Origin of the sequence: Novispirillum itersonii subsp. itersonii ATCC 12639 (assembly GCF_000381985.1) — a bacterium.
Taxonomy (GTDB): Bacteria; Pseudomonadota; Alphaproteobacteria; order Rhodospirillales; family Rhodospirillaceae; genus Novispirillum; species Novispirillum itersonii.
Map to the genome: position 1 here is coordinate 134,173 of NZ_KB907337.1, position 13,418 is coordinate 147,590.

At 65.5% G+C, this 13,418-nt stretch carries 12 protein-coding genes; 5 read left to right on the plus strand and 7 right to left on the minus strand.

The genetic code is table 11. From position 1 onward, the window contains the following. Positions 1-22: 22 nt before the first annotated feature. Positions 23-1,417, plus strand: a complete 1,395-nt coding sequence (locus G365_RS22545; protein ID WP_169545015.1) for a tetratricopeptide repeat protein — start codon at positions 23-25, stop codon at positions 1,415-1,417. A 19-nt stretch (positions 1,418-1,436) separates the two neighbouring features. Here the strand turns inward: G365_RS22545 and G365_RS0100630 are convergent, their stop codons facing one another. The 4 genes from G365_RS0100630 to G365_RS0100650 all read right to left on the minus strand — a co-directional run bounded on the left by G365_RS0100630 (position 1,437) and on the right by G365_RS0100650 (position 5,298). Continuing rightward, a complete protein-coding gene (locus G365_RS0100630) occupies positions 1,437-2,069 on the minus strand; it encodes an alanyl-tRNA editing protein (protein WP_019643561.1) in 633 nt (210 codons plus the stop codon). 116 nt (positions 2,070-2,185) lie between these two features. Continuing rightward, positions 2,186-3,016: an AraC family transcriptional regulator gene (locus G365_RS0100635; protein ID WP_019643562.1), complete on the minus strand. Its 831-nt coding sequence runs from the start codon at positions 3,014-3,016 to the stop codon at positions 2,186-2,188. Positions 3,017-3,465: 449 nt separating this feature from the next. After that, positions 3,466-4,557: an alkene reductase gene (locus G365_RS0100645; protein WP_019643564.1), complete on the minus strand. Its 1,092-nt coding sequence runs from the start codon at positions 4,555-4,557 to the stop codon at positions 3,466-3,468. Positions 4,558-4,626: 69 nt separating this feature from the next. Beyond that, entirely contained in the window at positions 4,627-5,298 is a 672-nt protein-coding gene (locus G365_RS0100650; protein ID WP_026344981.1) for an SDR family oxidoreductase, read from the minus strand. A gap of 151 nt (positions 5,299-5,449) precedes the next feature. Between G365_RS0100650 and G365_RS0100655 the strand changes: the two genes are divergently transcribed. The 4 genes from G365_RS0100655 to G365_RS19770 all read left to right on the plus strand — a co-directional run bounded on the left by G365_RS0100655 (position 5,450) and on the right by G365_RS19770 (position 8,523). After that, positions 5,450-6,382, plus strand: coding sequence for a LysR family transcriptional regulator (locus tag G365_RS0100655; protein ID WP_019643566.1), 933 nt, complete (start codon positions 5,450-5,452; stop codon positions 6,380-6,382). 64 nt (positions 6,383-6,446) lie between these two features. Then, entirely contained in the window at positions 6,447-7,160 is a 714-nt protein-coding gene (locus G365_RS0100660; protein WP_019643567.1) for a Crp/Fnr family transcriptional regulator, read from the plus strand. Positions 7,161-7,601: 441 nt separating this feature from the next. Further along, positions 7,602-8,027, plus strand: a complete 426-nt coding sequence (locus G365_RS19765; RefSeq protein ID WP_155976072.1) for a hypothetical protein — start codon at positions 7,602-7,604, stop codon at positions 8,025-8,027. 121 nt (positions 8,028-8,148) lie between these two features. Next, complete coding sequence (locus tag G365_RS19770; protein ID WP_019643569.1) at positions 8,149-8,523, plus strand: flagellar basal body rod C-terminal domain-containing protein; 375 nt, start codon at positions 8,149-8,151, stop codon at positions 8,521-8,523. Between the two features lie 115 nt (positions 8,524-8,638). Here G365_RS19770 and rpmG read toward each other — a convergent pair whose 3' ends face one another. From rpmG to rnr, 3 genes are all read right to left on the minus strand, one after another. After that, positions 8,639-8,806 carry a 50S ribosomal protein L33 gene (gene rpmG, locus G365_RS0100675; RefSeq protein WP_019643570.1) on the minus strand — a complete coding sequence of 56 codons (168 nt, stop codon included), beginning with the start codon at positions 8,804-8,806 and terminating at the stop codon, positions 8,639-8,641. Between the two features lie 230 nt (positions 8,807-9,036). Then, the gene (locus G365_RS19775) at positions 9,037-10,611 is read right to left on the minus strand and encodes a S41 family peptidase (protein WP_019643571.1); all 1,575 of its coding nucleotides are present in this window, start codon (positions 10,609-10,611) and stop codon (positions 9,037-9,039) included. A 329-nt stretch (positions 10,612-10,940) separates the two neighbouring features. Continuing rightward, the gene (gene rnr, locus G365_RS0100685) at positions 10,941-13,346 is read right to left on the minus strand and encodes a ribonuclease R (RefSeq protein ID WP_019643572.1); all 2,406 of its coding nucleotides are present in this window, start codon (positions 13,344-13,346) and stop codon (positions 10,941-10,943) included. Positions 13,347-13,418 lie beyond the last annotated feature (72 nt).

The following is a 13,418-nucleotide window of genomic DNA, read 5'->3' on the forward strand; positions in this document are numbered from 1 at the left end:
GGGCTGGTGGATGCGGGCCGGGGTGATTGCTGCATGTCTGACCGGGCTGTTGCTGGCCGTGTCACCTGTTGCCGCTGAAACGGTCCCCCCGGTTCAGGTGACGGGCGAGGCCGGTGGCCCGCATCAGATTCTGCTCAACGGTCGCCCGTTCGGTCCGCCGGATACGGAAACCTGGAGTCTGTCGGTTGACGGGGCCTATCCCACCGCGCAGGCCCCGAAGTGGGTGGTGCTGGCCTATGGCGACGGCGGCAACGCCTGCGAAGGGTCGTACCGGGTGCTGGATCTGTCCGGGGCGGTGCCGGTCCTCAGCCCGCAGATCGGGACCTGCGGCATCTATGCGCTGCTGCCGACCGACAGCCAGCTTATTTTCGATTTTGAGACCGAGGTCTGGGTCTACTCCACCGCCGCCGGAATGCAGAAACTGCCGCCGCAGCTGCCGGAGCAGCAGGTGCGGGCCGGGGTTGATGCCTATGGCCGGGGGGAGTACGAGACCGCGCTGAGTCTGCTGTGGCCGCTGCGGCTGTCGCCGTTGCCGGAGGCCGCCTATACCACCGGCCTGATGGCGCTGTCGGGCAAGGGGATGGCGGCTGATCCGGCACGGGCGCTGGAGCTGTTCGGTCTGGCGGCGGAGCTGCGGTTTGCCCCGGCAATGGTGCGTCTGGGGCAGATGACCGCCGATGGCCGTGGGGTGACCGCTGATCCGCCTGCGGCGGCCCGCTGGTTCCGGCTGGCGGCGGATCAGGGTGACGCCACCGGCCAGTATGCGCTGGGTCAAAGTCTGCTGGATGGCTCCGCCGGTCGCAAAGACCCGGCTTCGGCCCTGCACTGGCTGCTTCTGGCCGCCGACCGCCTGCAGCAGCCGGAGCTGCGCGCCGCCGCGCAGGCTGCCGCCGCACAGGCCGAGGCGGAGACCGCACCGGCACAGGCGGCGGTGATCCGCCGGGATCTGCCGCTGTGGCGGCCCAGAACCGCACCGCTGTTTTCCGGCCCCGGTGATCTGCGGGCGTGGCTTGGCAAACACCCGCATGACCGGGTCCGGGGGCATATTCTGCTGGATGTGCCGGACCTGAAAGCCCGCCTGAGTGCGGTGCTGGGGGCGGAAACCGTTGCCGCCGTCCGCCCGATGACGGTGGCCGAGCCGGTGGCGGAACAGAACGGCTGGCTGCTGTTCGGCGGCTGCACCCCGCATGCTTGCAACACCGGGCATTTTGCGGCGGTGATCAATCTGGTGTCCTATGACGTCTGGGCCTGCGCCCGGCTGGAAAATCCTGCGGCAGAGACCGATACGCTGCTGTGGGGCGGGCCGGACCGTCCGGCCCAACCCCGGCCCCAGCCGCCGGAGGAAGACGACCTGTGCGCCATGCCGACCGGCCCGGATGGCCTGAAAGCGTTCCTGAAGACCGCAGAAGGCAGTTAGGGGCGCTGCGGCGCATATTTCAGGGCGTCAGGTCATAGAAAACTGTCAGATGCCCCTGTTTCTGCTTCAGGCGGGTCAGGTGCAGGGGCCCGATTTCTGCCAGATCCCGCACATGGGTGCCGCCGCACAGGGTGGCCGGTAACAGGCCGAAGCCCACCGTCCGCCCTTCCGGCGTCAGGCTCTGGCACCGCTGATGACCGGCGGCAATCAGGGCATTGACGGCGGTGGTCAGGGCCCCGGCATCGGGCACTGGGGCTGCATCCGGGCTTTCCAGCACCAGCCGGGCTTCGCCGGGCCAGTGGTGCGATTTACAGGTTTTCCAGCCGAAGGGTATGGCAGCCGCTGCCAGCGCATGACCGGCGGAATGCAGCCGCGTATGCAGACGGCGGGCCGCAGCATCGACCTCCAGCGACACCGGGCCGGGGGAAAGGCCCCCGTCGGTGATGTGCCGCACCGTGTCACCGTCGTTGATTGCCCGCAGCAGCCGGACACCCCCGACCGTACCGGTGTCGGACGGCTGCCCGCCGCCCTGCGGATGGAACAGGGTCTGGTCCAGTCTCACGGAAAAGGTGCCATCCTCCAGCGGGGTACAGGCGGTGACAGTGGCGGTGGCATCAAGGGCATCGCTGAAAAAGTACAGGCGTTCAGTCATTCCGGGGGTCCGTCGGATCAGATCAGGGATGCCTGATCCTGCCCGGTGTCCGGGCGAGCCGACTTGTAAAATAGTGCGCTGTCGCAACAGGGGGGGCGCATCCGGGGCCTGCGCCGTCAGTATGCCGATGGGGCGACGCCATAAGCCCGGCGGAAGGCGCGGTTGAAATGACTTTGGTCATAAAACCCGGTCTCCTGCGCAACGGTGGCAACGGAGAGCCGCCGCTCCGTCAGCAGGGCGCAGGCCTGTTCCAGCCGCAGGCGCAGCAGCCACGCATAGGGCGTCATGCCAAGGCTGCGCTGGAACTGCCGCAGAAAGGTAAAGCGGCGCAGGCCACACAGCCCGGCCAGATCATCCAGACTGATTTTTTCCGCCAGATGGGCGTGACAGTACGCCTGTACCTGCCGCAGATCGCGGGGGGACAGGGTCCCGGGGGACTGGTGCGGTGCTGACAGAGCCCGGCTGCGGGTCAGCAGAGTGGCGAGCTGCATCAGCCAGCCTGTCTGGGTGGCCAGTGGCGGGGCGTCCGGGGTGGTGAACAGGGTGTGGTGCAGGCTGATCAGCCGGGGGGCCAGATCCGGGGCCTCAACGGCTGCCGGGGCCAGTGCGGGCATTTCCGCTGAGGCGGGCCTGAGCCCGGAGTCGCTGAAGTCTTCCAGCACGGACTGCATCAGGGGGGCCGGAATCCGGTAGGTCAGCAGGGTGAACGGCTGATCCCCGGCGCGCAGGCCGTCATGCATTTCGCCCGGCGGCATCAGCGAGATTGCCCCCGGCCCCAGCAGGGCGCTGGTGTGGGCGAAAGACTGCCGCTGTGCCCCATCGGTGACCAGACCGATATGATAATCAAGGTGATAATGACGGTCGAAGTGGGTGGTCTCAAAGCGGGCATGGCCCAGCACCAGCCCCGGCATCCGGGCGTTCCGGCGGTATTCGGCGCGGTCGCTCATCGGGGGGCGGGGGCTCCTGCTGGTTTCAGACACAGGCTGACAGTGCGCCGGATAGGGGGCACTGGCAAGCCCGGAGTCAGCAGGATTGACAGTTTGTTCTTCTTATGTTCCCATTTGCGATATCGGAACAAAATAAGAACAAATCCGGTTCCGGTGTTGCTGTCTCCCCCTCTTTCCGCGCAGAGGGCTGCGCGTTCCCCGATGGAGGACACCATGTCGATCGGTCGCTTTGTGTCAGAATTTTTTGCCCTGCTGTCGATGCTGGTCATGATTTATCTGTGGGGAATGCTGGGGTATGCCCTGCATGCATGACCCCTGCGCGGGAGACCGGAGCCACCCGGACCGGAGCCACCCGGACCGGAGCCACCCGGACCGGAGCTACCCGGGCCGGAGCCGCCCGGGCGGGGGCCCGGTGCTGGCCCCGGCCTTGCCGTCAGCATGGGGATGGATTACGGCAGCGGCGGATAGGTGACGTAGCCTTCCGCCCCGCCGCCGAACAGCGTTGTGGTGTCGGCCTCTGCCAGCGGCAGCCCGTCCCGCAACCGGCGCGGCAGATCCGGGTTGGCGATGAACGGCCGCCCGAAAGCGACCGCGTCGGCCAGACCGGATGCGAGGATGGCTTCCGCCTTTTCCGCCGTGTAGCCCCCGGCAACAATGATGCTGCCGGAAAAGGCCTGTCGCAGTGCCTGCCGGAAGGCGGGCGGGGTTTCCGGCGCGTCATCCCAGTCAGCCTCGGCGATATGGATGAAGGCCAGAGCGCGGCGGTTCAGCTCTGCCGCTGCTTTCAGCAGGGTGGCCGGGGCTTCCGGGTCCGTCATGCCGCGCTGGGTGATAAACGGCGAGATGCGGATGCCGGTCCGGTCGGCCCCCATGACACCGGCGACGGCATCAACCACTTCCAGCAGAAAGCGGATGCGGTTGTCTGCCGACCCGCCGTAACGGTCGGTGCGCTGATTGGCACTGGCCCGCAGGAACTGGTCAATCAGATAGCCATTGGCGGCGTGGATCTCCACGGCATCAAATCCGGCCTCGCGGGCATTCAGCGCTGCCCGGCGGTAATCATCAACCACCGCTTCGGTTTCGGCGGTGGTCAGGGCGTGCGGCACCGGGCAGGGCAGCATACTGCCGGTTCCGGTTGCCGGATCGACAATCCACACCGTGGCATCCGGGGCAAGGGCAGATGGCCCGACGGTCTGGCCGTCTGCGTGCAGGCTGGGGTGGCTCATCCGCCCGACATGCCACAGCTGCAGGGCGATGCTGCCCCCGGCGGCGTGAACCGCCTGCGTCACCTGTTTCCAGCCGTCAATCTGAGCAGGGCTGTAAATACCGGGGGTGAAGGAATAGCCCTTCCCCTGCGGCGAGATCTGCGTTGCTTCGGTCAGAATCATTCCGGCGCTGGCCCGCTGGGCGTAATACTCGGCCATCAGCGGGGTCGGCACATCGCCGGGCTGGGCGGAGCGGGCACGGGTCATCGGGGCCATAATCAGGCGGCTGGGCAGCGGCAGGCTGCCGATCCGCACCGGGTCAAACAAAGACGGCATGATGAAATCCTGAGAAAAAGAGGAAAAGAGTAAACCGGCCATGAAGGGCGTGAGCGGGCAAGGCGGGGCTCAGGCGATCAGCGCGCCGCCGTCCACATCCAGCACGGCCCCGGTGACGAAGCCGCTGTCGATGGCGAACAGATAGGCTTTGGCCAGATCGTCGGGATGACCGGCCCGCCCGACCGGCAGGGTGGCGCGGGCACGGTCCAGCATCGCCTGCCGGGCCTCGGCAGGCAGGGCGGCATAGGCTTCGGTATCCGTCAGGCCGGGGCTGACCACATTGACCCGCAGGGGGGCCAGTTCGCGCGCCAGCACCTTAACCGTGGCTTCCAGTGCCGCATTCATCGCGGTTTTGACAAAGGTGCCGGGAGTGGCACGCCGGGCCAGAAACCCCGAGGTCAGGGTGAGGGTGCCGCCCGGCCGCAGATGCGGGGCTGCGGCCTGCACCGCAGTGACACTGCCCCAGAATTTGACCTCAAAGGCGGCTTTGGCGGCAACAAGATCCAGCGCGGTCAACGAGCCGCCGGGGGCCTGTGATCCGGCGGTGATCACCACATGATCGACCGGGCCAAGGGCGGCAAAGGCCCGGGCGACGGCGGCAGGGTTGCTGACATCCAGCCCGGTGGAGCGGCCGAGGGCATGAACGGTGCCGGGCCGCGCCGACAGAGCCGACACCACGGCCCGCCCGATGCCGCTGGTCCCGCCGATCACCACAGAAACAGTCTGGTCAGTGAACATCATCGTCTCCTTCCGGAAGGCATGGGGCCGCATACAGGGGCCCGCAGACAGAGAAAACATCCTGCCGGTCAGACTATGGGATCTGGATTTTCTGAAGAATGGTGAATAATCTGAAATGATAATTCGGATTATCCGTAGAATGGAGGGCAGGCTGATGCATCTGGACTGGCTGGCGCTGTTCCTGCGGATCATCGAAAAGGGGGGGCTGGCCGCTGCCGGGCGGGAAATGGGGCTGTCGCCGTCTTCGGTGTCAGAACGTCTGACCGCGCTGGAACGCCATTATGGCGTCGCCCTGCTGGTGCGCACCACCCGGGCGGTGACACTGACCGAGGAAGGGCGCCTTCTGGCCGAAGGGGCGCGCCGTCTGCTGGCCGAGGCTGATGACCTCGACAGCCGTATCCGGCTTGGGGCTGACCGGCTGTCCGGCGCGGTGCGGCTGACGGCCCCGATGGATTTCGGGCGGCGGCATCTGGTGCCGCTGCTGGATGCTTTCGGGCAGGATCACCCGGATGTGACGTTTGATCTGCATCTGTCTGATGCCCATGTCGATCTGGTGGCGGAAGGGATGGATCTGGCGGTGCGTCATGGCGTGCTGGCCGACAGCTCGCTGAAAGTCAGGCCGCTGGGGGCGGCCCGGCGGGTGATCTGCGCCGCGCCGTCCTATCTCGACCGCCACGGCGTGCCGGTGCATCCGCAGGATCTGGCGCAGGCGGCAGCGGGGCACCGCTGCCTGCTGATGCGCTTCGGCAGCGTGGTGGAAACGACGTGGCCGTTCCGGATCGGGGGGCGGGCAGAGCGGGTGCTGATCCGCCCGTACCGGGTGGCCAATGATGGCGACCTGATCCGCCGCTGGTGTCTGGACGGGCAGGGGATTGCCTGCAAGTCGCTGTTCGATGTGGCCGGTGATCTGCACAGCGGCGCCCTGCGCGAGGTCCTGCCGCTGTTCTCTGCCGGGGAAACCGCCCTGCAGCTGGTTTATCCGGCGACGGCAGCCCAGCCCCGGCGGGTGCGGGTGCTGATCTCCTTTCTGGTCAGCGGACTGACGGCCCGACTGGCGGCTTCCCCGGCGGTGGGGGAACGTGCTTAAATACCGGCGGTATCATCGAAAACCCCTTCTCTGCAAAGGGCCGGAGCAAAGGAAACCTGCCGCTGTGGCAACGGGTATCAACATTCAGGCCGCCTGGGCCGGGGCATCAGGGTGCCGCAGTTGCGGCATCCGACAGATGGCCCTGTTCGCCGATTTGCAGGAGGCTGATTTTGCGCTGATCCATGTGCCGATTGATGAGCTGCGTCTGCCTGCCGGGGCCCCGCTGTATCATCTCGGGGATCAGGGCAGTGCCCTGTTTACCCTGCGCTCCGGGATGATCAAGCTGGTGCAGTCGTTGCCCGACGGGGCGCAGCGGATTGTCCGCCTGCGCCGCCCCGGGGATACGCTGGGGCTGGAGGTGCTGCTGTCCCTGCCTTACGAGCATGACGCGGTGGCGGTGCAGGATGCGGTACTGTGCCGTTTGCCGCTGGAAGTGGTCACCCGCCTGCAGCGGGAGACACCGCGCCTGCATACCCAGCTGATGCGCCGCTGGCATCAGGCGGTGCGGGAAGCGGACGAATGGCTGACCGGCCTGTCAACCGGCAATGCCCGTTGCCGGGTTGCCCGGCTGCTGCTGCATCTGGCTGAAACCGGCGGCAGTGACGAAATCAGTGATCTGTTCACGCGGGAAGATCTGGGGGCCATTTTAGGCATCACCACCGAGACCGCCAGCCGGACGATTGCCGAGTTCCGCCGTTCTGCCCTGCTGGAAACGCTGGGACGGAATCACTTCCGCTGTAATCTGCCCGCCCTGCGGCAGGTGGCCGATCAGGTCTGAAAAGTGGCACTGATCCGAAAGGACCAGCCAAGGGTGCGCAGGCGTTTCTTTTTGTGTCTGGGCTGACAACCCTGACGTGGGGCCGGGGCTGATTTGACGCAGTGCCGCATGATTGTCTGCGAATTGTTAGACTTTGATCGACCACGGCATTTGACACAGCTCAATCCGGGGGTCATCATAAAACCATGCGGTCTTTCATCCGTGGTCAGACCGCCGGAAAACAAGGATTCATCAGGCTGACGGGCGCCGTGTCGCGGCGAATCGCGCAGGCCCATACCTGCACTCTGATAGAACGGTCGGTTCTGTAGCCCTTAACTGTGGGGCACCGTATCCCCCGATCCGTGTTTTCCGGCATCCACGGTAACAGGACTGATACCCGGCGGGCCGGGGTGACGCGCTGTGTGTCACCCATACCCCCCACAGCGATTTGGAAACCTCACCGTGGTTGCGAAGGTAGGACAGCAGATAGGACAGCCGATCGCTGCCTCCCCGTTGCGGGCGGGCAGCAACGGTACTGTTTCGTCGTCCCTGACCTTCCGCAATGTCACCGACATGGCCAACTCGGGCAATGTCGGGCCGGAGGATGAGGCCCTTCGTTTTGCCCAGAACTGGAACAGCCTGTTCCAGCAGTCGCAGCGGCAGGCGCAGCAGCAGAAGGCCCGGATGGAAGGGGTGCGCTTCGGCGATATCCTGACCACCACCGAGGTTTCCGCCGTTCTGGTTGCTTACCGCAATCAGGGCGACCGCTCGGGAAGCGCCGGTACGACTGTCCGCAGCGGCGTCAGCCAGTATGAGCGGGCGATCCGGGCGATTTCCTCCGGTGGGAAAGACCGTCAGACCGGCGAAGTCTATAGCCGCTGGATGTGATTCTGTTCACAGGCCTGACAGGGTGCCGGGTGTATTCTCTTCCTTCCATAAGACTGGTTTGCCCCGGCTGATCTGCCCGGGTGCTATCCCGTCTGTCTGATGCAGGAAAGGATATCGGGTCATGGCTGACAGCTTTTCCATCGCCGTTTCCGGCCTGAACGCTGCGGCGCGGACCGTGCAGATTTCTGCCTCAAACATCGTCAATGCCCGCAGCGGCGGGGTAATCAGTGATCGCGACGGGTATCAGGGCTATCAGCCGCTGCAGCCGACGGCATCCAGTGTTGCCGGCGGTGGGGTGGTCACCGGGGCGCGCCCGGTGGTACCGGCCTATATGCCGGCACCGGGAACCGATGGAACCGCTTACGGGCTTCCCAACAGCTCCCTGACCACGGATCTGGTGCAGATGAAACTGGCGCAGACCGCGTATAAGGCCTCTGCCGCGCTGATCCGCACCGCCGATGAGATGCAGAAGACCACGCTGTCGGTGATCGGCTAAGCCATCTTTGGGCCTGCGGATGTCCTGTGCTTTTTGCAGTCTGTGTAAGGCAATGCAATAAGGCCGCTGACGGGTGTCAGCGGCCTTATTGCATAGAAAACGGTGTTACCCGTTATTACTTCATCTTCGTTTCACGGAAGACGACGTGCTTACGCACCACCGGATCATACTTACGGAATTCCAGCTTCTGGGTGGTATTCCGCGGGTTCTTCTTCGCAACGTAGAAGTAACCGGTATCCGCGGTGCTTTCGAGCTTAATCTGAATAGTGGTCGGCTTAGCCATCGCCTTAAATCCTGGTCAAACAGCGTGCGTGTCGAGGGGCGCACAATACAGTGATGGGAAAAGGTGTCAAGGAAAAGCTGGGGAAAACTGTGTAGAAAACTGAAAAACCCAGCATTTTCCAGTCTTTATAAGCGATTTTGCCGGTCCCCGGAAGCCCCCTTTTCCGGGGGATGGCGCATACGGGCCAAAATCTTCAGGGCAAAGGAGTCCGGAGAGGGACGCGGGCGGGCTCAGCGGTGCAGGGCGGCGGTGTCGTCCGGCGGGGTCAGCACCGTCTGGGCATGGCTGTAGGCGGTACCGTCCCGCAGCAGGGCCTTGCCGACAGCAACATCGGTGCTCCATCCGCTGTGGTTGCCCGGCGGGCAGCGGTTGCGCAGCGCGGCGCGGGTGCTGGCATCGGTGACGGCCACCGACCGCCACTGGCGGCTGAAGGCCTCCAGATCGGCCACGGAGCGGGCGAGGGATTGCACGGTCAGGTCCGGTGTCATGGTCTGATCGTAGATGCACACCCCCGGCATCACCCCCAGCCCTTCCAGCGCGTAGCCGGTGGGGCTGTGAAAGCGTGACCATGTCAGGGTCAGTTCCCCGTCGTTGGGCAGGCGCACCACGGTCTGGACCGTGCCCTTGCCGTAGGAGGAGGTGCCCGCCACCACGGCCCGGCCACTGTCTTCCAGCGCGGTGGCCAGAATTTCGGCGGCAGAGGCTGATTTGCCATCAACCAGAACCACGATCGGCAGCCCCTTGGCAATGTCATCAGGGTGGGCCGAATAGCTCTGCATCGCCTCGGGGTGACGCCCCCGGGTGGTGACGATCTTACCCCGGTCCATGAACAGATCCGCCGCTGCCACCGCCTGATCCAGCAGGCCGCCGGGGTTGCCGCGCAGATCCAGCAGCAGACCGTTGACTCTGGGGCTTTGCACGGCGTTGGTGACTGCCTCTTCCAGCGCCTTGGCGGTACGGTGGTTAAAGCTGCTGATGCGGATATGGGCGATGCTGTCGGAATCCGACATCACAAAGACGGTCTGCGGCACCACCAGCCCGCGCCGCAGGGTCACTTCCATCGGCCGGGTGCGGGTTTTGCCATCGGGGCGTTCGATCCCCAGATTGACGGGGGAATTGATCGGCCCGCGCAGCCGTTGCCGCGCCGCTTCCAGCGTGCCGCCCATTTTAGTGATTGCCGTACCGTCGATGGAGGTCACCAGATCGCCCGCCCGGATCCCGGCATCGGCGGCGGGGGTATCGGGCATCACTTCGGTGATGGCAAGTTTGCCGTCTTCCAGAACATAGCGGATACCGATACCGCCAAAGCCGTTGCGGTTGGCCCGGTTCTCGCTGGCTTCCGTCTGTCCGGCATAGCGGGAATACGGGTCAAGACGGCTGACAAGGGCGTCAAACAGTGCCTGATAAATCTCCTCGGCCCCGGCATCGGAGATCGGGTGAGAAATCTTGCGGGCCGCCTGCGTCATATCGACGGTGATGCGGGCCCAGGCTGACAGGCTGGTGTCTGGCGGGGCGGAATAGCTGGCGACCACCCCGCGCTCGTCAAGAAGCTGGATCCACTGGTCATTGGCAGACACGCTGACCGACGGGTCAAGGGTGGTCAGGCCACGCAGCGTATCAAGGGCCAGTACGCGGCCTGACAGCGGGTCAAGGTGGCGTTCGGCAACAACGTCGAAAGTGAAGCCGACCATCCGCAGGGCTTCATCGCGGGAGAAATCCGGGTCATCGCGGGGGGCTGCGGCCCCGGCAGGCACGCCAGCGGACAGCCACAGGCAGATCAGCCCGGCGAGAACCCGCCCGGACACGCACCGTCTGAAGGCTGGCTGTCTGAAAGCTGGCCACCCCAAAACAGGGCATCCGGCAACAGAACTGGGGTGGCCGGAAACGGCCCGGAGAATCCGGTCTGCGGTACCTGCTGCCATACTCGGTCCAGTCCTGGAAACGGCGGTCGGCGGAAGGAGACAGGGATAACGGCGGTAAGCCCCCTGCCTTCCGAGTATCAGACCATGGCAGCTTTGACTTAACAAGATGTAAGCATCGGCCTTGCCTGCGGGGGCTTATTTCAGCAAAACCCCCTGTCGGCGAAGGCTGACAGGGGGTTTTCTGGCATTACAGCAGCTTGGGCAGCAGCCGGTCAGCGGCGGCGCGGCTTTTTGCCGCCCGGCGGGCCGGAGCGCCCGATCCGGACGGTTTTGCTGCGGCCCGACGGTTCGCCCGAAATACGCTTACGGCTGCTGCGGCTGCCGGGGCGGAAGCCGCCGTCGGCGCTGTCTGCAACGGCGGAGTCGCCGCTGTCATCGCCGTCTGCGGTGCCGGTGATCGACCGGGGCGGGCGCTGTGGCCGCTCCGGGGCGGGTTTCAGGTCAGCCTTCCAGCCGTCGCGCGGGGCACCGCCCAGATTGGCTTTCATCTCAAACAGCATGCCGCCGGTCACCGGATCGGCCTGCCGCAGCCGGACGATCACCGCATCCCCCAGCTGATGGATGGTGCGCTGCGACCGGGTGACAAGGCGGTGGTTGGCTTCGTCATGGACAAAGAACTCGGTGCCCAGTGACGAAATCGGGATCAGGCCGCTGGCCCCGCTGTCTTCCAGTTCAACAAACAGGCCGAAGCGGGTGACGCTGGTGACGCGCCCGGCGAATTCCGCCCCGATCCGTTCCGACAGATACAGGGCGGTATAGCGTTCGATCACGTCGCGCTCGGCCAGCGCGGCCCGGCGTTCCGTCTGGCTGATGTGTTCGCCAATCAGCTCGAAATCGGCAGCCTGCTCACTGGTCAGCGCTTCCTGCGGGGTACCGAAACCAAGACCCCGGATCAGCGCCCGGTGGACCAGAAGGTCGGAATAGCGGCGGATCGGCGAGGTGAAGTGGGCATAGCGGCGCAGCCCCAGCCCGAAGTGGCCGCGGTTTTCCGGCGTGTAGATGGCCTGTGACTGGCTGCGCAGGATAACGGTGTTGACCAGGTGTTCCTGCGAGGTGCCGCGTACCTTGCTGATAACGGTGTTAAAGTTCTGCGGGCGCAGCGCCCCGGTCGGCAGATTGAGGTTGATGGTCTGCAAAAAGCTCCGCAGGGCTTCCAGCCGTTCCATCGGCGGCTCGTCGTGGACGCGGTACATGCAGGGCTGCTGCCGTTCTTCCAGCGTCTCGGCGGCGCAGACGTTGGCGGCGATCATCAGCTCTTCGATCAGCTTGTGGCTGTCCCAGCTCGGGCGCGGCACGATGCCGACCACCGATCCGTCGTCTGCCAGCACCACCTTGCGCTCGGCGATTTCGATTTCCAGCGCCCCCCGGTGATTGCGGGCGGAGCGCAGCGCCTGATAACAGCCGAACAGCGGGGTGATCACGCTGTCAACCAGCGGGCCGGTGGTGTCATCGGCGCGCCCGTCGAGGGCATTCTGAACCTGCGTATAGGTCAGACGGGCGGCGGAGCGCATCAGGCCACGCACAAAGCGGTGCCTGGTCTTGTTGCCTTTGGCGTCAAACCACATATGCACGGCCAGACAGCCGCGCTCTTCGTGCGGGCGCAGCGAACACCAGCCGTTGGACAGGGCCTCGGGCAGCATCGGCACCACCCGGTCGGGGAAGTAGACCGAGTTGCCGCGTTCGTAGGCGCATTTGTCCAGCGGACTGCCGGTGTAGACGTAATGGGCGACATCGGCGATGGCAACAATGGCATGCCAGCCACCGTTGCCGTCGGGTTCGGCCCAGACCGCATCGTCAAAGTCGCGGGCGTCTTCCCCGTCGATGGTCACCAGCGGGATTTCCCGCAGGTCTTCCCGGGTGCCCAGCGGCACCGGCCCGGCGGCTTCAGCCTGATCCAGCGCGCCCTGAGTGAACTCGGTGGGGATGCCCTGCGCGTGGATGGCGATCAGGCTGACCGCTTTCGGCGCGGTCAGCGACCCGAGGCGGTCGAGTACCCGCACCTGCCGCAGGCCATGGGCGCGGCCCGGCAGCACTTCGGCTTCCACCAGTTCCCCGGCTTCGGCACCGCCGGTATCACCGCGCGCCACCACATAGTCCTGCCGGTCACGGCGGTCGGTCGGGCGCAGGAACAGCCCGTTGGTCCCGACCTCCAGCAGGCCGAGGACCCGGGCCGGGGCTTCCACCAGTTTCTTCAGGACCCGGGCCTGATACTGGTTGTTGCCGGTAAACTGCATTTTGCACAGCACACGGTCGCCGACACCGACGCTCGGCAGGTCACGCCGCACCGGCTGGAGGAACACGCGCGGCGGCGGGCTGTCTTCGGTCCAGGTGAACGGGCGGCCAATCAGCTCGCCATGTTCATCGGTGCCGGTCACCTGTATCACCGCCACATCGGGCAGGGCACCGGGGCGGTGCAGGGTGCGCTTGTGACCGCGCTGAACCTTACCGTCCTGCTCCAGCTCTTTCATGATCTGGCGCAGGAACGGCCGCTGGTCGGCGGACAGATTAAAGGCGCGGGCCAGTTCCCGTTTACCGACACGGCCGGGGCTGTCCTGAATGAATTCCAGAACCTGGGCCTTGCTGGGCAGGGGGGCGGGCTTGCGCGGGTGTTTGGTCAATGGATCAGTGCTTTCTGTTGGTCTTGGTGTAGATGGACAAACGGCCGCCGGAGGATACCCCGGCGGCCACCG